This is a genomic window from Knoellia sp. B-D-2 (assembly GCF_057714695.1).
The window spans coordinates 2517018-2539719 of the sequence record NZ_CM173189.1; the positions used below are offsets into that span (position 1 = coordinate 2517018).

21 protein-coding genes and 1 riboswitch are annotated in these 22702 nt (G+C 72.0%); of the genes, 3 read left to right on the forward strand and 18 right to left on the reverse strand.

Going from position 1 to position 22702, the window contains the following annotated elements:
• Positions 1-3: 3 nt before the first annotated feature.
• Positions 4-429 (forward strand): TIGR03618 family F420-dependent PPOX class oxidoreductase, encoded by a 426-nt coding sequence (locus AC3EU2_RS11950; protein WP_488176519.1) that lies wholly within the window; start codon positions 4-6, stop codon positions 427-429.
• A gap of 30 nt (positions 430-459) precedes the next feature.
• A riboswitch (ZMP/ZTP riboswitch) is annotated at positions 460-536 on the forward strand.
• Positions 537-587: 51 nt separating this feature from the next.
• Positions 588-2225, forward strand: coding sequence for a bifunctional phosphoribosylaminoimidazolecarboxamide formyltransferase/IMP cyclohydrolase (purH, locus tag AC3EU2_RS11955; protein WP_488176520.1), 1638 nt, complete (start codon positions 588-590; stop codon positions 2223-2225).
• 101 nt (positions 2226-2326) lie between these two features.
• Here purH and bar read toward each other — a convergent pair whose 3' ends face one another.
• The 13 genes from bar to AC3EU2_RS12020 all read right to left on the reverse strand — a co-directional run bounded on the left by bar (position 2327) and on the right by AC3EU2_RS12020 (position 16574).
• Positions 2327-3475: a barbiturase gene (bar, locus tag AC3EU2_RS11960; protein ID WP_488176521.1), complete on the reverse strand. Its 1149-nt coding sequence runs from the start codon at positions 3473-3475 to the stop codon at positions 2327-2329.
• Positions 3476-3529: 54 nt separating this feature from the next.
• On the reverse strand, positions 3530-4471 hold the full coding sequence (locus AC3EU2_RS11965; protein WP_488176522.1) for a carbamate kinase: 942 nt from the start codon (positions 4469-4471) through the stop codon (positions 3530-3532).
• Between the two features lie 142 nt (positions 4472-4613).
• Positions 4614-5462, reverse strand: a complete 849-nt coding sequence (locus AC3EU2_RS11970) for a class I SAM-dependent methyltransferase (RefSeq protein WP_488176523.1) — start codon at positions 5460-5462, stop codon at positions 4614-4616.
• Positions 5463-5602: 140 nt separating this feature from the next.
• Positions 5603-6682 carry an alpha/beta fold hydrolase gene (locus tag AC3EU2_RS11975; protein WP_488176524.1) on the reverse strand — a complete coding sequence of 360 codons (1080 nt, stop codon included), beginning with the start codon at positions 6680-6682 and terminating at the stop codon, positions 5603-5605.
• Positions 6683-6723: 41 nt separating this feature from the next.
• On the reverse strand, positions 6724-8226 hold the full coding sequence (locus AC3EU2_RS11980; protein WP_488176525.1) for a carboxyl transferase domain-containing protein: 1503 nt from the start codon (positions 8224-8226) through the stop codon (positions 6724-6726).
• Positions 8223-9398, reverse strand: coding sequence for a CaiB/BaiF CoA transferase family protein (locus AC3EU2_RS11985; protein ID WP_488176526.1), 1176 nt, complete (start codon positions 9396-9398; stop codon positions 8223-8225). Before AC3EU2_RS11985 ends, AC3EU2_RS11980 begins: the two co-directional genes overlap by 4 nt.
• A gap of 198 nt (positions 9399-9596) precedes the next feature.
• On the reverse strand, positions 9597-10232 hold the full coding sequence (locus AC3EU2_RS11990) for an HAAS signaling domain-containing protein (protein WP_488176527.1): 636 nt from the start codon (positions 10230-10232) through the stop codon (positions 9597-9599).
• Positions 10229-10573 (reverse strand): PadR family transcriptional regulator, encoded by a 345-nt coding sequence (locus tag AC3EU2_RS11995; RefSeq protein WP_488176528.1) that lies wholly within the window; start codon positions 10571-10573, stop codon positions 10229-10231. Before AC3EU2_RS11995 ends, AC3EU2_RS11990 begins: the two co-directional genes overlap by 4 nt.
• Before the next feature lie 81 nt (positions 10574-10654).
• Entirely contained in the window at positions 10655-11146 is a 492-nt protein-coding gene (locus tag AC3EU2_RS12000; RefSeq protein WP_488176529.1) for a hypothetical protein, read from the reverse strand.
• Between the two features lie 2 nt (positions 11147-11148).
• Entirely contained in the window at positions 11149-11625 is a 477-nt protein-coding gene (locus tag AC3EU2_RS12005; protein WP_488176530.1) for a nucleoside deaminase, read from the reverse strand.
• Between the two features lie 58 nt (positions 11626-11683).
• The gene (locus AC3EU2_RS12010; RefSeq protein ID WP_488176531.1) at positions 11684-12523 is read right to left on the reverse strand and encodes an NmrA family NAD(P)-binding protein; all 840 of its coding nucleotides are present in this window, start codon (positions 12521-12523) and stop codon (positions 11684-11686) included.
• Entirely contained in the window at positions 12520-14454 is a 1935-nt protein-coding gene (locus tag AC3EU2_RS12015) for a hydantoinase B/oxoprolinase family protein (protein ID WP_488176532.1), read from the reverse strand. The genes AC3EU2_RS12010 and AC3EU2_RS12015 overlap by 4 nt, the downstream gene beginning before the upstream one ends.
• Positions 14451-16574: a hydantoinase/oxoprolinase family protein gene (locus AC3EU2_RS12020; RefSeq protein ID WP_488176533.1), complete on the reverse strand. Its 2124-nt coding sequence runs from the start codon at positions 16572-16574 to the stop codon at positions 14451-14453. Before AC3EU2_RS12020 ends, AC3EU2_RS12015 begins: the two co-directional genes overlap by 4 nt.
• Positions 16575-16829: 255 nt before the next feature.
• Here AC3EU2_RS12020 and AC3EU2_RS12025 point away from each other — a divergent pair, with 255 nt between their 5' ends.
• On the forward strand, positions 16830-17114 hold the full coding sequence (locus AC3EU2_RS12025) for a glutaredoxin domain-containing protein (protein ID WP_488176534.1): 285 nt from the start codon (positions 16830-16832) through the stop codon (positions 17112-17114).
• 126 nt (positions 17115-17240) lie between these two features.
• Here the strand turns inward: AC3EU2_RS12025 and AC3EU2_RS12030 are convergent, their stop codons facing one another.
• From AC3EU2_RS12030 to AC3EU2_RS12050, 5 genes are read right to left on the reverse strand one after another with little or no spacing between them, the layout of a single operon-like run.
• Positions 17241-18173: a carbon-nitrogen hydrolase family protein gene (locus AC3EU2_RS12030; protein WP_488176535.1), complete on the reverse strand. Its 933-nt coding sequence runs from the start codon at positions 18171-18173 to the stop codon at positions 17241-17243.
• Positions 18173-18847 carry an SRPBCC family protein gene (locus AC3EU2_RS12035; protein WP_488176536.1) on the reverse strand — a complete coding sequence of 225 codons (675 nt, stop codon included), beginning with the start codon at positions 18845-18847 and terminating at the stop codon, positions 18173-18175. The genes AC3EU2_RS12030 and AC3EU2_RS12035 overlap by 1 nt, the downstream gene beginning before the upstream one ends.
• Positions 18844-21261 carry an aerobic carbon-monoxide dehydrogenase large subunit gene (cutA, locus tag AC3EU2_RS12040; RefSeq protein ID WP_488176537.1) on the reverse strand — a complete coding sequence of 806 codons (2418 nt, stop codon included), beginning with the start codon at positions 21259-21261 and terminating at the stop codon, positions 18844-18846. The genes AC3EU2_RS12035 and cutA overlap by 4 nt, the downstream gene beginning before the upstream one ends.
• Positions 21258-21806 (reverse strand): (2Fe-2S)-binding protein, encoded by a 549-nt coding sequence (locus AC3EU2_RS12045; RefSeq protein WP_488176538.1) that lies wholly within the window; start codon positions 21804-21806, stop codon positions 21258-21260. Before AC3EU2_RS12045 ends, cutA begins: the two co-directional genes overlap by 4 nt.
• On the reverse strand, positions 21803-22675 hold the full coding sequence (locus AC3EU2_RS12050) for an FAD binding domain-containing protein (protein WP_488176539.1): 873 nt from the start codon (positions 22673-22675) through the stop codon (positions 21803-21805). The genes AC3EU2_RS12045 and AC3EU2_RS12050 overlap by 4 nt, the downstream gene beginning before the upstream one ends.
• Positions 22676-22702: the final 27 nt, after the last annotated feature.

The window sequence follows — 22702 nt, forward strand, 5'->3', positions numbered from 1 at the left end:
CCCGTGGCCCTGGACCCGGCAGGCCTGCCCGAGGCTGCGGTCGTGTTCATGACCGAGCGGCACCTCGCGACCCTGACGACGCTGCGCCGTGACGGCTCACCGCACGTCGTCCCGGTGGGCTTCACGTGGGACCGGGAGCAGCGCGTCGCGCGGGTCATCGCGAGCCGGGGGAGCGCCAAGGTGGTGCAGGCCCGAGCCGGCCGCCGCGCCGCGCTGGCCCAGGTCGAGGGGCGCCGGTGGGTCACCCTCGAGGGCACGACCCGGGTGCTCGAGGACGAGGTCTCCGTGCGGGACGCGGAGGAGCGGTATGCCGTCCGCTACCGGCGCCCGCGCCCGAACCCCGAGCGGGTGGTCATCGTCCTCGACGTCGACCGGGTCCTCGGCGGTTCGTGGCCAGACCCGCTGCCACCGTCGCCCTACGCCACGTGAGGTTGGGGGCGGACCGCCCTCGTCGGTAGACTCGGCGACGACGACTGGCGCGGTGGACCACCACCGGGGAGTCACAGGGGATCGCATCGCCCGCCTGGGTGCGCCCACACGGACAAGCATGTCCGCGCCCACGTCGTCCCGCGATTGGAGCCACCACCATGGCCGTCACCGTCAGCCCGCCCGGCCCCACCGAGGACCGTCGCCCCGTCCGCCGCGCCCTCGTCTCGGTCTACGACAAGACCGGGCTCGAGGAGCTCGCCCGTGGCCTCCACGAGGCCGGGGTGGCCATCGTGTCCACCGGGGGCTCGGCCGCCCTCATCGAGGGACTCGGCATCCCCGTGACCGAGGTCGCCGAGCTCACCGGCTTCCCGGAGCGCCTCGAGGGGCGGGTCAAGACCCTCCACCCGCGCGTCCACGCCGGCATCCTCGCCGACACCCGCAAGCCCGACCACGTCGAGCAGCTGGCCGAGCTTGACGTCGAGCCGTTCGACCTCGTCGTCGTCAACCTCTACCCGTTCGCCGAGACGGTCGCCTCCGGCGCGCCCGCAGACGAGGTCGTCGAGCAGATCGACATCGGCGGCCCGTCGATGGTGCGCGCCGCGGCCAAGAACCACCCGAGCGTCGCCGTGGTCGTCGACCCGACGGCATACGCCGCCGTCCTCGACGCAGTGCGCGCGGACGGCTTCACCTTCGAGCAGCGCAAGGCGCTCGCGGCGAAGGCCTTCGTCCACACGGCCACCTACGACGTCCACGTCGCGTCGTGGATGGGCAACGCCTACACCGACAGCAGCGAGGGCTCGGGCTTCCCGGCGTGGGTCGGGGCGACCTGGGACAAGGCCACGGTGCTGCGCTACGGCGAGAACCCGCACCAGCGAGCAGCCCTCTACACCAACGGTTTCCAGCCGCAGCCCGGACTGGCGCAGGCGCGCCAGCTGCACGGCAAGGAGATGTCGTACAACAACTTCGTCGACGCCGACGCGGCGGTGCGCGCGGCCCACGACCACGGTGACCAGCCGACGGTCGCGGTCGTCAAGCACGCGAACCCGTGCGGCATCGCCGTCGGCGCGGACATCGCCGAGGCCCACCGCAAGGCCCACGAGTGCGACCCCGTCTCCGCCTTCGGCGGGATCATCGCGACGAACCGGACCGTCACCGTCGAGATGGCCCGCACGGTCGCCGACATCTTCACCGAGGTCGTCGTCGCGCCCGGGTTCGACGCCGACGCCCTCGAGGTCCTCACCGCGAAGAAGAACATCCGCCTGCTCGAGTGCGCCCCGCCCCGGCAGGGTGGCGCGGAGATCCGCCCGATCAGCGGCGGCCTGCTCATGCAGCACCGCGACGCCGTCGACGCGGTCGTGACCGATGACGACGGCGCGGTCACCGGCGGCGACGACGCCGCGCGCTGGCGGCTCGTCTCGGGCGAGGCGGCCGACGAGGCCCTGCTTGCCGACCTCCAGTTCGCCTGGCGCTCGGTGCGTGCGGTGAAGTCCAACGCCATCCTGCTCGCCCGTGGCGGCGCCTCGGTCGGCATCGGCATGGGTCAGGTCAACCGGGTCGACTCCTGCCACCTCGCGGTGGCGCGCGCCAACGCGGGCGAGGCCGAGCGGGCCCGGGGTGCGGTGGCGGCCTCGGACGCGTTCTTCCCGTTCGCGGACGGGCTGCAGGTGCTGCTCGACGCGGGTGTGCGGGCCGTCGTGGCCCCGGGCGGGTCGATGCGCGACGGCGAGGTCATCGAGGCGGCCCGGGCGGCCGGCGTGACGATGTACTTCACCGGCACCCGCCACTTCGCCCACTGACGCCGGGCGGCCTCGGACGACGGGAGGGACGGGTGAGGGTCCGGAGGCCACGAAAGCCTCCGGACCCTCACGGTTCCCTCATGGGGAGCGAAAGCTGGGACTCAGCTGGTCGGCGCTCCCGGCGCGGCGTAGCCGGTCGGCTCACCCTCACCGAGGTCGACGATCGCGGCGACGGGGCCACCGCCGTCGGGACCCTGGTGCGCGGCGGAGACCGACACGAACACCGCGGGGTCACCGGTGACGGAGGCGGTGACGCCACCGACGGCCGACTTGATCTGGCGGTGCCAGTGCACGTCGGAGTCGTCGAGCATCGCGTTGCGGCGCCCACGGACCTGACCGTCCTGGCTCACCTCGCACTTGAGGAAGACGTTGACGAGGCGGCCCTTGATGTCGCTCGTGTGCGGGCGCTCGGGCAGGTCGAGGCCGGCGTCCTTGATCGCCGACCAGATGCCGTCGGCGTCGAGGGCGTCGCGCATGACCGAGTGGCCGATGCGGTAGCGACCACCGATGCCGCGGGTGTTGCCGACGACGACGACCTGGGCCTGGTCGAGCTCGACACCGGAGGAGCAGGACGCGACCGCCGAGAAGAGCGCGCGGTTGTGCATGACGTCCTCGTCGGTGGGCATCTCGATCTCGCCGAGGGCGACGGCGATGCCGAGGCCGGTCGTGCCGTTCGAGAGGTCCATCGACTCGTGGGTGTGCTCGGTCCAGACCTTCTGGCCGCGCGACTTCGCGTCGCGGATGGTGTGGATCGTCAGCAGCGGCGTCTTGGTCTGGACGTAGTGGACGTCGGCGGGGTCGGTGATGCCGGCGCGCTCCATGGCGACCTTCACGGCGTCGGCGACCTTGGAGACCATGCCGACGTAGCCGATCTCCTCGGGCTTGATGGCCTCGCTCATCGCGAACCCGACGGTGAGACGGAGCTCGTCGGACTGCTCGGCCCGGTCGGCCGGGACGGTGGCGAAGATCGTCGCGTGGGGGCTGATGATGCCGTCGGTGCCACCGGACCACACGATCGGGACCTGCTTGACCTGGTCGGCGGGGGCGCCCTTCTCGACGAGCACCTCACGGAACGCCCGGTCGGCGATGATGCGCGTGTAGTCGTTGACGCCACCGTTGCCCTCGGTCTTGCCGATGATGGCGATGACGCGGCTCGCCTCCATGACCCCGTCGTCGATGAGCTTCGCGAGCTCGGAGGCGTCGGAGACGCTGTGGATCGGAACCTTGCGGACCTCAATGGCTTCTGGCACGGCTGGACCTTTCTCTGGTGTGGATGACGCGGTGGGAGACGGGACCGGTGGAGGTCAGTCCTCGGGGCTGGTGTCGATGACGGTGCCGAACTCGCGCTCGACGGCGTCGGTGATGTGCTCGAGGGAGGTGATGATGCTGCGGCCGCCGCTCGCGGCGAAGCGCATCGCGGCGTCGACCTTCGGCCCCATCGACCCGGAGGCGAACTGCCCGGCCGCGGCGAACTCCTGCATCTGGGCGAGCGAGGTGAAGCCGAGGGGGCGCTCGTCGGGCGTGCCGTAGTCGACCATCGCGTGGTCGACGTCGGTGGCGATGATGAGGATGTCGCACTCCAGCGCCCGGGCGAGCAGCGCCGCGGTGAGGTCCTTGTCGATGACGGCCTCGACGCCGCGCAGGCTGCCGTCCGGGTCGCGCACCACGGGGATCCCGCCGCCGCCGGCGGCGACGACGACGTGACCGGACCCGACGAGGGAGCGGATGGCCCCCAGGTCGAGGATCTCGACGGGCGTCGGGGACGCGACGACGCGGCGCCAGCCCTTGTCGCCGCGGTCCTCCCACTGCTGCCCGTGCTCGATCATCTGCTGCGCCTGGTCGGCGGGCAGGTAGCGCCCGACCGGCTTGGTCGGCTCGCGGAAGTGGGGGTCGTCGGCGTCGACGAGGGTGCGCGTGACGAGGGCCGCGACCGGGCGCGCGACGTGGCGTCGCGCCAGGGCTGGCTCGAGGGCGTCGAGGATCGTGAAGCCGATCGTCCCCTGCGTCTGCGCGCCGCACCAGTCGAGCGGCACCGGCGGGACGACGTGGGCGGCGATCTCGTTCTTGACGAGCAGGTTGCCCACCTGGGGGCCGTTGCCGTGGGTGAGCACGACCTCGTGCCCTGCGGCGACGAGCTCGGCGACGTGCTCCATCGCCCCACTGATGGCGCGCACCTGGGCGGCCGGGTGGGCCGAGCCGTCGGGAGCGGTCATGGCGTTGCCGCCGAGTGCCACGAGAACCCGCACGTGTCCACCTTCCGGACCGGACGCACACCTGAGTGGTATGCCGTTGCGGCGAGCCTAGGAGGGGGTGTCCTCGTGGGCGTTGGCAGCACCTGACAGGCGGGCGCCTCGCCTTTGTCAGGTGTCGCACCTGCCGCGCCGCGGGTCAGGTGCGGGTCGCCGTGACGAGGAGGTACTCCCAGTCCAGAACGAGTCCGTCGGGGCCAGTGCTGCGGTCGAAGCGCTCGGCGAGGGCGACGAGGTCGCGGTCGAGCGCGGCGACCTTGTCGGGGTCGTCGGCGATGGCGCGGTAGACGGCGATGGTCGGACCGTAGTTGGCCTTGAAGAAGTCGACGAAGTCCTGCGGTGTCGCGAACTCGTCGATGACGACGTCCTGCTGGACGAGCGAGCCGAAGCTGACCCGGTCGCCGAAGAGCTCGCGGACGTGGTCGACGTGGCCCCACAACGGCGACGGCTGGGCTCCGGGGGGCGGCGGCGGCGCGTACGGCTTCATCGTCGCGAACATCTGCCCGATGAACCCCTCGGGGGTCCAGCTGATGAGGCCGATCGTGCCGCCGGGGCGGCACACGCGGACGAGCTCGTCCGCGACGGGACGGTGGTACGGGGCGAACATCACCCCGACGCAGGACAGCACCGCGTCGAACTCCTCGTCCTCGAAGGGCAGGGCCTCGGCGTCGGCGGTCCGCCACGTGATCGACACACCCTCCTCGTCGGCCAGCTGCTCACCGCGAGCGAGGAGCTCGGGCGTGAGGTCGGTGGCGACGACGTCGGCACCAGTGCGGGCGGCGGGGATGGCCACGTTGCCGGAGCCGGCCGCGACGTCGTGCACGCGTTGCCCCGCCGTGACCCCGGCCGCCTCGACGAGGATCGGCCCGAGGCTGGAGATGAGGTCGGTGGCCACGCGGGGGTAGTCCCCGAGCGCCCACATGGCGCGATGCCTGGCCTTGAGGGCCGCGTCGTCGGTGGTGGTGGTCGGTGGTGTCGTCGTGCTCATCGGGTCGTCCTCCGTGGGTGTGGGATGCCGTGATTTGGCCGGCTGGACCCACCGTAGGAACGCGGCGGTGACGCGCACATCGGCGTGTGCACGCAACCGGCGGGCGGCACCGCGCCGCGCGTGGCGGCATACGCGTAGGGTCAGCCGGACGTGAGCAGGCGGGCGACGGCGGCGGTGCGGGCGGACTTCCCGTGCAGGTCGAGCTTGGCGTAGACGTTGCTGAGGTGGCGCTCGACCGTGCGGGCGCTGAGGACGAGCTCGTCGGCGATCTCGTGGTTGTCCAGACCCCGAGCGGCGAGCTGGAGGATCTCCCGTTCACGCGCCGACAGCGAGACCAGGTCGGGCGTGGACCCCCCGCCGACCCCGGAGTCGCCATCGAGGAACGCCGCGAGCTCGGCACACAGCACCGGCCAGGCCGGCTCGTCCTCGAGCACGATGTGGTTCTCGCTCTCGAGCGCGACGAGCCGGGCGCCGCGGATGTGCGTGGCGAGGTAGCGCGCCTCCGAGAAGTCGTTCATCCGGTCGCCCCGCGAGTGGAGCACGAGGGTGGGCACGTCGAGCTGGTCGAGAAGGTGGCTCGCGTCCGCAGCCAGCCGCTGGCGGCGCGAGCTGCGCGCGGTCTCGGCCGACGTCGCGACTCGCTGCAGCTCGTCGAGCCACTGGTGCTGCTCCTCGGTCGCGTTCGGGATCATCAATGAGGTGAAGACCCTCCGGAACGCGGAGTCCGGACGTGCCCACCCCACCTTGATGAGGGCGTCGAGGGTGTCGTTCATCTCCGCCTCGGTGGCGTCCTTCGACTGCTGCCCGGAGTAGCTGCCGTAGAAGACGAGCCGGGACACGCGCTCGGGATGGCGGGCCGCGTAGGAGATGGCGACGGGGCCGCCCTGCGCCATCGCCATGAGCGAGAACGAGTCGAAGCCGGCATGGTCGACCACCGCCTCGAGGTCGGCCAGCCGCAGCTCGAGGTCGTGGTCGTCGACGTCCCGGTCGGACAGGCCGTGACCCCGCTCGTCGAAGCGAATGACGGTGTGCGACCGACCCCACTCGGCGAGGTAGTGCCGCCACACCGGCGACTGCCAGTCGTACTGGAGGTGGCTCAACCAGCACGAGTCAGCGACGAGCGGCGGACCCGAACCGTGGACGGCATACGCGATCTGCACTCCGTCGCTCGAGCGGCAGAAGCGGATTTCTTGCCGTGGGATCGGCGAGTCGGCCACCACCGTGTCAGCCTACGGCCACTGCCGCGCCGGCTGCCTGGGGTTCAGGCGGTTCCGAGGCGTCGGTAGCGCAGGTGGCGGGAGGTGAGCCGTTGCGTGGAGTCGAGCTCGGACAGGTCGGCGAGCTCGTGCCGGATGGCCTGGGCCATGCGCGTGCAGAAGGCCTCCGGCTCGTCTGCGGCGTCGGGGTGCTCGGCGACGATCCGGTCGATGATCCCGTCCTCGAGGAGGTCGAGCGACCGCACCCGCTGGCGCTCGGCGAGCTCCGGCGCCCGGTCGGGCGTGCGGTGCAGGATCGCCGACGCACCTTCGGGTGGCAGGGGCGAGAGCCACGAGTGCTGCGCGCTGATCACCCGGTCGGCGGGCATGAGGGCCAGCGCCCCACCGCCGGTGCCCTGACCGAGCAGCACGCAGACGGTCGGGACCTCGAGGACGACGAGCTCGGACAGGCACCGGGCGATCTCCCCGGCCATGCCACCCTCCTCCGCCTCCTTGGAGAGCGCGGCTCCCGCGGTGTCGATGACACTGACGAGCGGCAGGTTGAGCTCGGTGGCGAGCTTCATCCCGCGACGCGCGACGCGCAGGCCGGACGGACCGAGGGGGGCCTCGGTCCGTTCGCCGCGCCGGTCCTGCCCGAGGACGACGCAGGGCGCGCCCCGGAACCGGGCGAGCGCGAGGAACAGGGACCGGTCCCACTCGCCGGCTCCGGTGCCGAACAGAGGGAGGACGTCGGTCGCGCCGAGCTTGAGCAGGGCGCGCACGCCGGGGCGAGCGGGGTTGCGGGAGCGGGTGATCGACTCCCAGGCCGGGACGTCGCGCAGCGGCTCCCTGGGGACGTCGGGCGCGGACGAGTCGTCGCGCGAGGCGAGCACGAGGTCGAGGAAGCGACCTGCCGTCTCGGTGAGCAGCTCCACCGGGAGGACCGCGTCGAGGAGCCCGTGGGCGAAGAGGTTCTCGGACGTCTGGACGTCGCGGGGGAACGGCTCGCCGTAGAGCGCCTCGAAGACCCGGGCCCCGAGGAAACCGATCGTGGCGCCGGGCTCGCCCACGGTGACGTGGCCGAGCGAGCCCCACGACGCGAACACGCCTCCGGTCGTGGGGTGGCGCAGGTAGGTGATGTAGGGGAGGTGCTCACGCTTGTAGGCCGCGACCGCACCCGAGATCTTCACCATCGTCACGAAGGCGGGCGTGCCCTCCTGCATGCGAGTCCCACCAGAGGCGGGGGCGGCGAAGAGCGGCAGCCGCTCCCGGGTGGCCCGCTCGAAGGCGAGGACGATGCGCTCGGCAGCCGCGACCCCGATGGAGCCGGCGAGGAAGCCGAACTCACCGGCGATGACGGCGACGCGGTGCCCGCGGATCCGTCCCTCCCCGGTGACGATCGACTCGTCGGTCCCGGCCTTCTCGGCAGCGGCGACCAGCTCGTCGGCATACGGGCTGCCGGGCTCGGCCACCGGCAGGGGCGCCTCGTCCCAGCTCGTCCACGCGCCGTCGTCGAGGACGGCGGCGATGAGCTCGCTCGACGTCGGCCGGTGCGGCTTGTCGCTCATGCGGGGTCCTCCGTGTCGAGCCAGGCGCGGATGCTCTCGTCGTGCTGGCCGAGCGTCGGAGGAGCGAGGTGGGTCTCGCGTCCGCCGGCGAAGGCGTTGTCGTCGAAGCGGATCGGCGGGCCGGGGATCTCGATCTGGCCGAGCACCGGGTGGTCGACCTCGATGACGAGCCCCTGCGAACGGGTCTGGTCCCAGTCGTAGACCCGGTCGATCGTGCGCACCTCCCCGGAAGGGATGCCGAGCTCGGCGAGCCGGGGGAGGAGGTCGTCGAGTCGCCACGACGCGAACGCCTCGTTGAGGGTGGCGGCCACCTGGTCGCGGTTCGCGATGCGCTCGCGGTTCGTCGCCATGCCCGGCGTCGTGGGATCGATGTCGAAGCCCTCGGCGAGCCTGACCCAGAGCGACTCGGCGCCGCAGGCGACCTGCACGTCGCCGTCGGCACAGTGGAAGAGGCCGTAGGGGGAGATGCTCGGGTGGTGGTTGCCCTGGGCACGGGCGACGTGGCCCGCGACCGTGTAGCCGGTGCCGTGCATGGCGTGCGAGCCCACCACCGCGGCCAGCAGGCTCGTGCGGACGACGCGGCCCGTGCCCGTCGTGTGTCGCTCGTGGAGGGCGGAGACGACGCCGAACGCGCCGTACATCCCGGCGAGCAGGTCCCCGATGGGCACGCCCACCCGCTGCGGGCTGTCGGCGTCGGGACCGGTCACCGACATGAGCCCGGCCTCGCCCTGCGCGATCTGGTCGTAGCCGGCGCGCCCGCCCTGGGGGCCGTCGTGGCCGAAACCGCTGATGGCGAGGACGACGAGCCGGGGGTTGAGCTCGTGCAGCCGCTCCACGGGGAAGCCGAGGCGGTCGAGCACGCCCGGGCGGAAGTTCTCGATGAGCACGTCGGCACGCTCCACCAGTCGGGTGAGGACGTCGCGGCCGTCGTCGGACTTGAGGTCGAGGGTGATCGACTCCTTGTTGCGGTTCGCCGCGAGGAAGTACGTCGAGATCGGCTCGTCCTCGGGCCCGACGAACGGTGGCCCCCAGCCGCGGGTGTCGTCCCCGGTGCCGGGCGTCTCCACCTTGATGACCCGCGCCCCCATGTCCCCGAGCATCATCGCCGCGTGCGGCCCGGCGAGGGCGCGCGACAGGTCGACGACGGTGATGTCCTGCAGTGGTCCGCTCACGGTCCGGCTCCTTCGTTGGGCGTGGAGTCGAGCCTAGGGAGCCGAGCGGCCCGGGAACCGGTCAGGTCGTGGCAAGGACGGCGCGGCGACGGTGTCACCATCTGCCAAACCGCCCCCACCCCCGCCTTGTGTGCCTCAGCGCGACCCCTGGCTCGCGCTGAGGCACACGAGGCGAGGGGCTGACGTATGCCCGCCCGCTCAGCCCGGCCGCCGGTTCGCCGAGCGGATCAGGCCGACGACGACCCACGCGGCCGAGAGGACCGCGGCCAGGGTGGTGAGGTGCAGCGGGAGGTCGTGCCAGCCGATGAGCGCGGTGAGGACCCAGGTCAGCAGGGCGAGCCCGAGAAGCGTCGCCGGGATCAGGAGGATCGAGCGGAACCTCTCGCCCGACGACCACACCTCGGTCATCGACGTCAGGACGGCGACGGCGAGCCACGGGACGGTGAAGAAGGCCGCCAGCCCGATCCACTCCATCCCGTGCGGGACCAACCAGCCCAGCAGCAGCACGAGCGCGAGCATCACACCGTTGAGGACGCACGCGACCTGCGCCAGCCACGGTGACGGACGCGGACGCACGGGCGCCGCGGGCACCGCGGGTGCAGCGGGCGCCGGGCGGCCGGCATACGCCTCGTCGGCGACCGACTGCGGCGAGCCGAGCTCGGCCAGGGTGCGTCGCACGTCGTCGTCGGAGGCGTCCGGTCCCAGGGACGCCTCGAGGTGCTCGTGCACCCCCGCGAGGACCTCGGCGCGCTCACCGGGCTCGACGCCGTGGAGCAGCATCTCGAGGTCGCGCAGGTACGCACCGACGAGCGGGTGGCTGACGGGAGTGCTCATGAGTTCCCCCTGAGGAGTGCGGAGTCGACGGCGTCGCGGAAGGGTTTCCACGTGCGGGTGAAGGCGGCGAGGGCGTCGCGACCGTCACGGGTGAGGGCGTAGTAGCGGCGGGGCGGTCCCTCGACCGACTCCTGCCACGTCGTGTCCACGAGTCCGCCCCGCCGCAGCCGGGCGAGCAGGGGATAGAGCGTTCCCTCGCCGGACATGAGGATGCCGTCGACGGCCAGGCGCCGCGCGATGTCGAGACCGTAGAGCTGCTGGTCTCGCAGCATGGCGAGCACGCAGTACTCCAGCGCACCACGGCGGAGGTGCGTCAGGATGGCGTCGTCGCCGGGTACCATGCGACACATGCTACCGCACCGCCGCGCCTCGTGTGCCTGAGCGCGACCGGGGGCTCGCGCTCAGGCACACGAGGCGGGTGGTCAGGACTCCGGTTCCGGCTCGGTGTGCGTCATGAACTCCCACACGAGCCAGTGCGCCACCGCCACGAGCAGGATGAGCAGCGTCGCCTCCGCCTGGAGCGGCGAGATCCCCAGCGGCTTGACGATCTCCGGCGCGACGCCGAGCACGGCGATCGCCGCGTAGATCACGGCAGCGATCCACCGGTGGCGGGCGAAGGTCCCCGCGTCCCCGTCCCGACGAGAGCGCTGCAGCAGCCGCAGCGTCGACCAGCAGCCGATGGCGGCGACGGCGACGAAGCTGACCCGCCAGATGAGCGGGTTGGTCGTGCCCCCGATCTGCGCGAACAGGCCCATGAGTGCCGGCAGCAGGAACGCGAGATAGATGCCGCCCATGTCGCGGCGTCCCTCCGCGGTCCGCAGCCAGGTCTCGTGCTTCTGGACGACCGTCCACCAGAGCCCGACCAGGGTGAAGCACGTGGCGGAGAACAGGGCGTAGAAGGTCGAGACGTCCAAGGTCAGTACTCCGTGCGGTGCGGCAGGGCCCGCCACGCGTCGAAGGGCTCCTCCGACCGGGCTGCGGGGACGTGCGCGCGGCGCATCGGCCAGGCCTCCGACTCCGGCGCCGGGTCCAGCAACCCGTGGAAGACCGCGTCGTCGAAGCCCGCCGCCGCGGCCGCGTGCCGGTCCGCGGCGTGGACGACGGCGTCGACCCGCGCCCAGAGGGAGGCCGAGAGGCAGAGTGGGCACGGCTCGCACGACGCGTAGACGGTCGCTCCGACCAGGGCGAAGTCGCCCACCTGGCGGCACGCGTTGCGCAGCGCGACGACCTCGGCGTGCGCGGTCGGGTCGAGGTCGGACGTGACCCTGTTGCCGCCCTCACCGATGACGGCCCCGTCGCGGACGACGACCGCACCGAACGGCCCTCCGCCACTGGCCACGTTGGCGATGGCGAGGTCGATGGCGTGGTCGAGCCACTTCTGTTCGTCGGTCATGTCCTCATGCTGACAGCCCGTGCCGCCGTGCGACAGCACTTTGCGCCGGCGTCAGCAGTCAGGCGAGGAGGTCCCGCCACGTGCGCGGCTCCCGACCCAGGAGGCGCCGGAGCGTGCTCGGGTCGCCGACGAGCCCGTGCCGGTCGTAGCTCTCGAACATCGCGACGAGGTCGTCGCGGGCCTGGTCCGACATGGCCGCACCGGGACCGGCGACCCACTCCTGCACCGGCATCGCGACCGCTTCGACCGGGTGTCCGAGGACCGTGGTCGCGATCTCGGCCATGTCACGCACGGTCAGCCGTTCCGGGCCGGCGAGCTCGTACGTCACGCCGCCGTGCCCCTCCTCCGTGAGGACCGCGGCCGCGACCTCCGCGACGTCGTCGAGGTCGACGTTGGTGAAGGGCGCGTCGACGGAGTGGGGGACCTCGATCCGTCCGGCCCGGGCCGCGGGGAGCAGGTTCTGCGCGTATGCCGCCGGGCGCAGCACCGTGACCGAGTCCAGTCGCGCGCGGATCGCTCGCTCGGCCTCGGCCTTGCGCCGGTGGTGCGGCATCGACGCGTCGTCCGGGTGCAGCACGGAGTGGAAGACGAAGCGCGACACCCCTTGTGCCGCAGCGGAGCGCGCGACCCGACGCGCCATCGGCACCTCGTCGGGGTGGACGTTCGGGGCGAGGTGGTAGACCCCGTCGACCCCGGCCATCGCCTCGGCCAGGCCGTCCCCGGTGGCGAGGTCGAGCGTGACCACGCGCACCGACGCGCCGGCATACGGGACACCACGTGACCCCGGCCGGACCGCAGCGCGCACGCGCACCCCGCGGCCCACGAGAGCGCGCGTCACGGCGCGGCCGGTCTTGCCGGCCGCGCCGATGACGAGGACCTCACTCGGTGACGGGCTCACACCCAGTCGTACTCGCTGGCGGCGGCGCCGTCGGCGAGGCGGGCGTACCCCGGTCCACGGTCGAAGAACGGTTGCTCCTCGCGGTCGCCGCGCAGCTGGGCGCGCAGGGCCTCGCTCGCCTCGGCGTCGATGCTCACGTCGTCCTTGTCGCCGGTCGCGACGACGCCGTATGCCGTCCGCGCACCCTCGAGGGAGACCTTGCCCCAGCGCAGGTCGCGCTCGACCTCGTCGAGGGGACGCTCGAGCGGGTCGCCCCAGCCGCCGCCGCCGGTGGTGCGGATGCGGATGACCTGGCCGGCCTTGACGGGCTCGGCGTCGGCGAGGGCGTCGACGTCGCGCTCGTCGGGGCCGCCGACGTCCACGGTGACGCTGAACGACTGGCCGGCCTTGCCGCCCTTGACGCCCCAGCAGGCGAGGATCGAGCGGTCGGCGATGGACATGAAGTTCGCGTCGTTGAGCATCCGGATGTGCTTCTCGTAGCCGAGGCCGCCGCGGTAGCGACCCGCCCCGCCCGAGTCGACGGCCAGGCCGAGGCGCTCGACGATGAACGGGAAGCGCGACTCGGTGAACTCGGTCGGCAGGTTGCGGGAGTCCGGCACGACGTGGATGGTGTCCTCGCCGTCGGCGTAGTAGCGGCCGCCGGAGCCGCCACCGAGCACCTCGCGCATGAGGTAGTCGTTGCCGTCGCGGTCCTTGCCGTAGACGCCGGTGTAGCGGATCGTCTCCTGGTCGGCCGGCATCTGGCCGTCGACGGCCTTCGCCACGACGCCCGAGAGGACGCCGAGCAGGCGGAGGATGACGAAGGTGCGGGCGTTGGTCGGCGCCGGGTAGATCGGCGTGAGCAGCGTGCCCTTCTCGGGGAAGCGCATCTCGATGAGCGGCACGATGCCCTCGTTGACGTCGAGCTCGGCCATCCGTTCGGGGGTGTCGGCGAGGTTGCGCAGGATCGGCGCCAGCCACTTCTTGAGGAAGTTGCCACCGATGTAGTCGCCGCAGTGGTTGATCGGCCCCTTGGCCTGGGGTGCGGTGCCGGTGAAGTCGACGATGAGCCGTGGGCCGCCCGGGAAGTTGGTCTCGGGGTCGGCCGGGGCGTCGTCGACCTTGGTGAGCGTGATCCTCTGCGTGTGCAGCCGGGGCTCGTCGATGCCGTCGTGCTCGGCGTAGTCCTCCCAGACGTAGCTGCCCGCGGGGATCTTGCTGAGGATCTCGCGGCGATAGGTCTCGGTGGTCGTGTCGAGGATCGCGTCGAACGCGGCCTCGACGCTGTCGCGGCCGTAGCGCGCGAAGAGGTCCGCAAGGCGGCGGGCGCCCATGAGGCAGGCCGAGCACTCGGCGTCGAGGTCGGCGGCGAGGCTGTCGGGCATGCGCGAGTTGCGGGTCATGATCCGCAGCGCCGCCTTGTTGGGCACGCCGGCGTCCCAGAGCTTGATCGGCGGGACCGACAGGCCCTCCTCGTGCACGCTCGTCGCGTTGCTCGGCATCGAGCCGGGCACGGCGCCGCCGATGTCGTCGTGGTGGCCGAAGGCCTGCACGAACGCGACGACCTCGCCCTCGTGGAAGACGGGGACGGTGACGCAGAGGTCCGGGAGGTGGCCGATGCCGCCCTCGGACTCGTAGACGTCGTTGTGGAAGAAGACATCGCCCTCGTTCATCTCCGACAGCGGGAAGTCGCGCGCGATCGGGTGCACGAGCGCGCTGTAGGACCGGCCGGTGAGCTTGCGGAGCTGGCGGTCGTGGATCCCGGCACGGAAGTCGTGTGCGTCGCGGATCATGGGGGAGCGGGACGTGCGCGCGATCGCGGTCTCGACCTCCATCTCGACGCTCGCCAGGGTGCCCTGGACGATCTCGACGAGGATCGGGTCGACGCTGCTGTCGGCAGCGGTGAGGCGCTTGCCGTGCTCGTATGCCGTGGGCAGGCCTGCCGTGTTCATCGCGCGTCCTTCGTCGAGGTCGTGGTCTTGGTGATGACGAGGTTGCCGTACGGGTCGACCACCACGGTGAAGCCGGGGTGGACGGGGACAGTCGAGCCGAACTCCTCGATGATCGCGGGGCCCTCGATGGTGTCGCCGGCGGCGAGGTCGGCCCGCCACCAGACGCCGGTCTCGACGTAGCCGTCCTCGGCGTCGAAGCAGACCCCGCGGGTCGAGCGCCGGGCGCGGTCCTCGACCGAGCCGCCGTCGGCGTCGCCGGCGGGGAGCTCGCGCAGCTGCGGGCGGGTGATCGGGCCGACGCCGGTGACGCGGAGGTTGACCCACTCGACCTGCTGGCGCGGGTCGTCGCGGAAGTCATAGCCGTAGAGCTGGCGGTGCTCGTCGTGGAACCCCGCCCCGACCTGGGCCGCGTACGCGGCGTCGACGGGCCGGTCAGTCGGCGCGGTGACCCGGACCTCGTAGGCCTGGCCGAAGTAGCGCAGGTCGACGGTGCGGGTGAACTGGTGCTCCTCGGGCGCGAAGCCCTCCTTGTCGAGGGCGGCGGCCGCCCGCGACGTGAGGTGGCTGAACGTCTTCTCGATGGCTGCGTGGTCGAGCGCGGTCTGCTTGGCCACCTGCGTCTGGACGTAGTCGTTCTTCACGTCGACGGTGAGCAGGCCGAAGGCGCTGACGTTGCCGGGGTTCTGTGGGACGACGACGCCGGCGAGGTCGAGGATGTCGACGAGGCGGCAGGCGAGCAGCGAGCCGGAGCCGCCGAACGTCGTGAGCATGAAGTCGCGCACGTCGAGCCCGCGCTTGACGCTCACCTGGCGCAGGGCGTTGGCCTGGTTCCACGCCGAGATCTCGAGGATGCCGGTGGCGCAGCGCTCGAAGTCGAGGCCGAGCCGGCCGGCGAGCTCCTCGATGCCGGTGCGGGCCGCGTCGACGTCGAGCGGGATCTCACCGCCGAGCAGGTGCGGGGGGATGCGCCCGAGGGTGACGTGGGCGTCGGTGATGGTCGGCGCGGTGCCGCCCTTGCCGTAGCAGAGCGGGCCCGGGTCGGCGCCCGCCGAGTGCGGTCCGACCTTGAGCGCGCCCTCGGGGGAGACCCAGGCGATGGAGCCGCCGCCGGCGCCGACGGTGACGACGTCGATCATCGGGATCTTGCTCGGGTAGGCGCCCACGGTGCCCTCGGTCGTCAGCGTCGGCTCACCGTCGAGGACGACGGAGACGTCGGTCGAGGTGCCGCCACCGTCGCAGGTGAGGACCTTGTCGAAGCCGGCCTTCTGCGCGATGAGCGCCGCGCCGAGCGCACCGGCGGCCGGCCCGGACAGGACGGTCGTGATGGGCTGGTGGACGACCTCGTCGGCGGAGAGGACACCGCCGTTGGACTTCATGATGTAGAAGGGGATCTCGCGGCCGCTGTCGCCGGTGAAGCCCTCGAGGCGGCTGTGGATGTTGCTCACGTAGCGGCTGACGTTGGGCTTGACCGCGGCGTCGACGAGCGTCGTCATCGAGCGCTCGTACTCGCGGTACTCGCGCAGCACCTCGCTCGAGATCGAGACGATCGCCTCGGGGTGCTCGCGGCGCAGGATCTCGCGCATCCGCAGCTCGTGCTCGTCCGCGGCATACGAGTGGAGGAAGCAGACGCCGATCGTCGTGATGCCGCGGTCCTTGAACCAGCGGGCCGCCGCGACGGCGCTCTCCTCGTCGAACGGGCGGATCTCGTTGCCCTCGAAGTCGACGCGCCCGCCGACGGTGCGGACGGCCTCCGCGGGCACGATGCGCGGCGGCTTGACCCAGAAGTAGGAGTTGCCGTAGCCGTCGGGCACGGCCTGCCGGGCGATCTCCAACATGAACTCGTAGCCCTCGGTCGTGATGAACCCGAGCTGCTCCACCTTGCCCTCGAGGAGCTTGTTGGTGGCGACCGTGGTCCCGTGGCAGACGGCGGTGATGTCCTCGCCGCTCGCCTCCATGAGACCCAGCACCTTGTCGATGCCGTTGATGAAGCCGTCCGCCGGGTTGCTGGGCGTGCTGGGGGTCTTCGTCGTGACCAGCTCACCGCTGTCCTCGTCGAAGGCCACGACGTCCGTGAACGTCCCGCCCGTGTCGATACCGATCCTGATCCGTCGCTGCGCCATGCCTGAAATTCAAGCCGGGTATGCCGTCCGGTCTCGTTGTCAATCTCTGCCAACGGATCGCGGGAACCGCCTCACAACCCGCCAACGATGCCGGTCTCAACCGGGGACCGTTTCCCGCCGCCCCCGGAAAAGGGGAGGCCGGTGGGGCGGGTCGGCGGCGGCCGTTGACCCGAGTCGGGCGCGCGTGGCACTGTCGGGCCCAGCGCTCGGTCTTGCCCAGCGCTCGGCCTGGGCCGGCGGAGAGGAGGCGCGCGGGTGGACACCGACCACGGGACGCGGGTCATCGTCTACACGCGTGCGGGATGCCCCTTCTCGATGAAGCTGCGGACGAAGCTGCGCCTCGCGGGGATCGACTTCGAGAGCGTGGACATCTGGGCCGACGACGAGGCCCGGGCCCTCGTGCGGAGCGTCAACGGGGGGAACGAGACCGTCCCGACCGTGCAGATCGGCGAGGAGTTCCTCACCAACCCCGCCCTGCGCGAGGTGCGCGACATGCTCGCCCAGCAGGGGACGCAGGGGACGCAGGGGACGCAGGGCTGAGGGTTCCGGGCGCCCCGGTCGGCCAGGTCGGGTCCCTCCCGCAGCGGCACGTCGATCTCGCCCGGGCATGCCGCCCGGGCGCCATGCCGCTGCGAGAACGACAGGGCAGTCGGATGCCGCCGAGGGTCAGTCGCCCTCGGGTACGTGGTCGGGCCGGGGGCCGCCGTGGGGGAACGACGTCTTGGCCGCCGCCTCGAGCTCCTCGCGGTGGCCCCGAATGAGGTCGAGGTTGCGGTCGCGCAGGTGGTCGAAACCCTGCTGGATGTTGGAGCCGGGCGTGAGCGAGGCGAGCGCGGTCTCGGGGTCGAGGCGCGCCGAGACCCAGCCCTCGTGCGAGGCGGCCTTGGCGACGATCGTCGCGTTGGGCGTGACGATGTGGCTGTTGCCGAAGTAGATGACCCCGGCCGGGTCGATGCCGGTCGCGTTGGCGCCGATGACGAACACGTGGTTGTCGTAGGCCCGGGCGCGTGAGGTCAGCTCCCAGATGTCGGCCGAGCGGAGCAGCGCCGACGGGCGGCAGATGACCTCCGCGCCCTGGACGGCCTGGATCCGGGAGAGCTCGGGGTAGTCGCCGTCGAAGCAGATGATCATGCCGATCCGCCCGAGGGCGGTGTCGCTCACGGTGACGGTGTCGCCGGGCGTGACCCACCCGCCGCCCGAGACGGCCTCGGTGCAGAACGGGTGCGTCTTGCGGTAGACCCCGAGGAGTGTGCCGTCGGTGTCGATGAGGACGGACGCGTTGTAGACGATTCCGCGCTGCGGGCCGCGCTCGTAGGTGCCGACGCAGAGGACGACGCCCAGCTCGCGGGCCACGGCCTGGAACGGCTCGGTCATGGCGCCGGGCAGCTCGCTGACAAGGTCCCAGAGCATCTCGACGGGGCAGTCGGGCGTGAACCCGGTGGTGGCCGACTCGGGGAGCACGACGAGCTCGGCGCCGGTCTCGGCGACACACCGGCGCACGAAGTCGACGCAGCGCGCGATGTTGGCCTCGATGACCTGCGGAGTGAGGGAGCCCCGCACGGGAGCCACCTGGATGGCAGCTGCAGTGAATGCACGCATCAGCGTCGTCCTCCGATCGCCCAGCCCAGTACGACACCGACGAGGGTGAGCGCCCCGCCGACGAGGACCCCGAAGCCGAAGTCCTTGCTCGATCCTCCCACCAGCGATCCGGGTGCACCGCCCGGGCCGGCCGACCCGGCATACGTCGCCTGGTCTCCGCCGCCCGCCGCGACCGCACCACCGGCGGCACCCACGCCGGCCCCCACCGCAGCGGGCTGGGCCGCAGCCGGGCGCTCGCCGGCGATGTCGCGGTCGAGTGCGGTGAACATCTGGCCGGCCATCTTGCGGGCCACCCCGGCGAGCATCCGCTGGCCGACGCCCCCGATCGGGCCCCCGACGATCGCGTCGGCCTCGTAGCTGATCGCCGTGCCGCCGGACTCGCCCGGCGCCAGCGAGACCTCGACGGTCGTCGCGATGGTGCCCGGCGCCCCGGCCCCCTCGGCCTTCATCGTGAACGCGGTCGGCTCGGTGACGTCGCTGATGGCGACCTCGCCGGCATACGAGCCCTTGATCGCCGCGACCCCCGCCATCACCGTCATGGCGTAGCGGCCCGGTGACAGCTCGCGCAGCGACTGGCACCCGGGGATGCAGCGGGCGAGCACGGCCGGGTCGTGGACTGCGGCCCACACCTGGTCGGGGGTGGCGGCCATCTGGGCGCTGCCGGAGATCTTCATGCGGACTCCTCGGTCGGGGTCGGGCTCACGGTCTCGAGCGAGCGGGCGTGCGCACGGCGCAGGTCCCACAGCTCGTTGGGGCTGATCGGCATCGAGCGGATCGGGAAGCCCTCGGCGTCCTCGATGGCCGACGCGATGACGGCGGTCACCGGGATGGTCCCCGCCTCGCCGGCGCCCTTGATCCCCAACGGGTTCAGGGGCGAGGGCGTCTCGAGGTGGTCGGTCTCGATGTGCGGGACCTCGGACGCGTACGGCATGAGGAAGTCCATGAACGAGGCGTTGAGCAGCTGCCCGGTCTCGTCGTAGGCCATCCGCTCGTAGAGCGCGCCACCGACGCCCTGGGCGACCCCACCGTGGACCTGGCCCTCGACGATCATCGGGTTGACGACGGTGCCGCAGTCGTGGATGACGCAGTAGCGCAGGATCCGGATCTCCGCAGTGACAGGGTCGGTCTCGACGATGGCGGCGTGCATGCCGTTGGCGAACGTCGCCTGGGTCGGGGAGTAGAAGTCCTGGCCCTCGAGCCCGGGCTCCTCGTCGTCGGCGACCGGCGGCTTGTCCGGGTCGAAGGTGCCGGCGAACTGGGTCGCGGCCTTGGCCGACTCGTCGAACGCGTAGCGCAGCGGGTTCGACATGACGGCCACCGTCGACAGGGCGATCGAGGCGTGCGGCGCGCCCTTGACGCTGATCGTCCCGTCCTCGATCTGCAGGTCCTCCTCGGCGACCTCCAGCGCGTCGGCGGCGATGCGCAGCGCCTTCGCGCGCACCGCGCGGGCCGCGAGGGCGACGGCGTTGCCGCTCATGACGGCGCCGCGCGACGCGAACGTCCCCACGGCATACGGCATCCGCCGCGTGTCACCGGTGGTCACGTGGACGTCATCGATGGAGACGCCGAGCTCGTCGGCGACGATCTGCGCGAGGATCGTCTGGTGCCCCTGGCCCTGCGTGGTCAGGCCGGTGGCGACGTTGACGCGGCCGCTCGTCTCGACGTGGACGTGGCCCCCTTCGTACGGGCCGACGCCGGTGCCCTCGACGTAGCAGCCGATGCCGAGTCCCACCTTGCGTCCCTGCGACTCCGCCTCCTCGCGGTATGCCGCGAAGTCGTCCCAGCCCACGAGCGCCTTGAGCTTCGCGAGCGAGGCGGGGAAGTCGCCCGAGTCGTACTTGAGGGGCCGGCCGTCCTGGAACATGAGCCCCTGGTCGAACGGCATCTCCTCGGGCTGGATGAAGTTGCGCGAGCGCACCTCGGCGCGGTCGAGTCCGAGCTCGGCGGCGATCGCGTCCATGGTGCGCTCCATCGCGAAGCAGCCCTGCGGGCGGCCGGCGCCACGGTAGGGGGTGACGATGGCGGTGTTCGTGTACAACGACCAGAACTCGACGCGGTAGTTCTGCGGCTTGTAGGGCCCGAGCAGCTGGGTCGCGGTGATGATCGGGACGATGACGCCGTAGGGGAGGTAGGCCCCGTTGTCGTGCCAGAACCTCACGTCGAGGCCGAGCAGCCGCCCGTCGTCGTCGAACCCGACGGTGACCTGCTGCACCTGGCCGCGCTCGTGGGCGCTGGAGGTGAAGTGCTCGCGGCGGTCCTCGGTCCACTTGACGTCGTGGTCGAGGCGCCGGGCCGCCCACGGGACGAGGACCTCCTCGGGCCACGGGTGCATGATCTTCACGCCGAAGCCGCCGCCGACGTCGGGGGCGATGCACTCGACCTGCGACAAGGGCAGCTGGAGCTTGGCGGCCACCGCGGCCCGGACGCCGGTGGAGGTCTGGGTGGACGAGTGCAGCCGCAGCCGCTGCTCGTCCGAGTCCCAGTGTGCGAGAACGCCCCTGCCCTCCATGGGTGTGCAGGCGCTGCGCTCGATGTCGAGGTCGAGGGTGAGCGTGTGAGGGGCCGCAGCCAGAGCGGACTCGACGTCGCCGACCTCCTGCAGCAGGTGGGCTGCGACGTTGCCGGGGGCGTCGTCGTGGACGAGGTTCGCGCCGTCTCGGGCGTTCTCGATGCCGACGACGGGCGGCAGGAACTCGTAGGAGACGACGATCCGCTGGGCCGCGTCCTCGGCGACGTAGCGGTTCGTCGCGACGACCATCGCGATCGCCTCACCGACGTGGTTGACGTCGTCCTTGGCGAGCGCGTGCCCCGTCCGGCCGGCCTCGATGCTCGGGTGCGGGATGAGCAGTGGCAGGCGGTCGGCGGCCGGTCCCTCGAGGTCCTCGTGGGTGAAGATCGCGACGACGCCCTCGACGTCGAGCGCGCCCTCGACGTCGATGTCGGTGATCCGCGCGTGGGCGTGCGGGCTGCGCACGAACGCCGCCTCGTATGCCGTGTGGCCCAGGTCGTCGAGGTAGCGCCCGTTGCCGGTGACGAGCCGCGGGTCCTCCCGGCGCAGGACGGGCTGGCCGAACTGCCTGGTCGTCATACCGGGTCACCGCCCTCGCTGGGCGTGGCGGGCGTGGCGGGCGTGGCGCGTTCACGGTTGATCTCGGCGGCGCGCAGGACGGCCTTGCAGATGTTCTGGTAGCCCGTGCAGCGACAGAGGTTGCCCGAGATCGCCTCGCGCGCCTCCTCGGACGTGGGGTCGGGGTTCTCCTCGATGAAGGCGGTGATCGTCGTGACGAAGCCCGGCGTGCAGAAGCCGCACTGGAGCCCGTGGCACTCGACGAAGGCCTGCTGCACCGGACCCATCGCGTCCTGCGTGCCGAGGCCCTCGACCGTCGTGATCGCCATGCCCTCCGCGGAGACGGCGAACATGAGGCAGGACCGCATCGGCTTCCCGTCGATGAGGACGGTGCACGCGCCGCAGACGCCGTGCTCGCAACCCACGTGAGTGCCCGTGAGGCGCAGGTCGTGCCGGATGAAGTCGGACAGCAGGCGACGCGGCTCCACGGTCCGGGTGTGGGCGATGCCGTTCACGGTCACCGTCACGTCGACGGTCGTGCTCGCGTCCTGGTCGATGTCGGTCATGCCGTCCCTTCCGTCGTGGCCCGCGTCAGTGCGCGGCGGGTGAGCTCGGCGGCGAGCATCCGGCGGTACTCACTGCTGGCGTGGATGTCCGCCTCGGGGGCGATCCCGGCCTGCACCAGCTCGTCGACGCCATCCCAGCGCGACGAGACGGGCTGTCCCGCAACGGCGTCGGTGAGGTCGACGACCACCGGTATGTCGGTGACGGAGACGTATGCCGCCCGCGCGCCGGTGACGACCGCCTCACCGGAGTCCGTGCTCACGTCCACCGCGACGCCGACCCCGGCGACCGCGTAGTCGCCGGAGCGCCGGGCCGACTCGAGGAAGGCCGTTCGGGTGCCTGGTGCGAACCGGGCGAAGCGGACCGCCTCGACAAGCTCGTCGGCTTCGAGCACGGTCTGGAGCGGACCCTCGAAGAACTCCGACGCGGCCACCTCTCGTCGCCCGCGGGGGCCGACCACCTCGATGACGCCCTCGGTGAGGACGAGCACGGACGGCATCTCGCCGGCGGCGTCGGCGTGCGCGATCGAGCCGACGGTGGTGCCGCGGTTGCGGATCGCGGGGTGAGCCACGCAGAGGAGAGCTTGGCGCAGGAGGGGGAGCACGGCATACGCCTCGCCGTGCTTCTCCAGCTCGGCATGACGGACGGTCGCACCGACCCGCACGTGGGTGTCGGTGACGGTGACCGTGTCGAGCCCGGCGACGCGGTTGATGTCGACGAGGTGGGCGGGCTGCGCCAGGCGCATGTTGAGCACGGGGATGAGGCTCTGGCCGCCGGCGAGGACCTTGCCGTCGTGCCCGACCTGGCCCAGGACCGCGACGGCCTCGTCGAGGGTCCGGGGGCAGTGGTGCACGAACGGTGCCGGTTTCACCTGGGAGCTCCTGCCTGCTGGTCGTTC

What these genes read in the sequence shown, in the direction of transcription:
- purH (WP_488176520.1), top strand. Translation starts at nt 588, where the DNA reads ATGGCCGTCACCGTCAGCCCGCCCGGCCCCACCGAGGACCGTCGCCCC.
- AC3EU2_RS11970 (WP_488176523.1), bottom strand. Translation starts at nt 5,462, where the DNA reads ATGAGCACGACGACACCACCGACCACCACCACCGACGACGCGGCCCTC.
- AC3EU2_RS11980 (WP_488176525.1), bottom strand. Translation starts at nt 8,226, where the DNA reads ATGAGCGACAAGCCGCACCGGCCGACGTCGAGCGAGCTCATCGCCGCC.
- AC3EU2_RS11990 (WP_488176527.1), bottom strand. Translation starts at nt 10,232, where the DNA reads ATGAGCACTCCCGTCAGCCACCCGCTCGTCGGTGCGTACCTGCGCGAC.
- AC3EU2_RS11995 (WP_488176528.1), bottom strand. Translation starts at nt 10,573, where the DNA reads ATGGTACCCGGCGACGACGCCATCCTGACGCACCTCCGCCGTGGTGCG.
- AC3EU2_RS12005 (WP_488176530.1), bottom strand. Translation starts at nt 11,625, where the DNA reads ATGACCGACGAACAGAAGTGGCTCGACCACGCCATCGACCTCGCCATC.
- AC3EU2_RS12015 (WP_488176532.1), bottom strand. Translation starts at nt 14,454, where the DNA reads ATGAACACGGCAGGCCTGCCCACGGCATACGAGCACGGCAAGCGCCTC.
- AC3EU2_RS12020 (WP_488176533.1), bottom strand. Translation starts at nt 16,574, where the DNA reads ATGGCGCAGCGACGGATCAGGATCGGTATCGACACGGGCGGGACGTTC.
- AC3EU2_RS12030 (WP_488176535.1), bottom strand. Translation starts at nt 18,173, where the DNA reads ATGCGTGCATTCACTGCAGCTGCCATCCAGGTGGCTCCCGTGCGGGGC.
- AC3EU2_RS12035 (WP_488176536.1), bottom strand. Translation starts at nt 18,847, where the DNA reads ATGAAGATCTCCGGCAGCGCCCAGATGGCCGCCACCCCCGACCAGGTG.
- cutA (WP_488176537.1), bottom strand. Translation starts at nt 21,261, where the DNA reads ATGACGACCAGGCAGTTCGGCCAGCCCGTCCTGCGCCGGGAGGACCCG.
- AC3EU2_RS12045 (WP_488176538.1), bottom strand. Translation starts at nt 21,806, where the DNA reads ATGACCGACATCGACCAGGACGCGAGCACGACCGTCGACGTGACGGTG.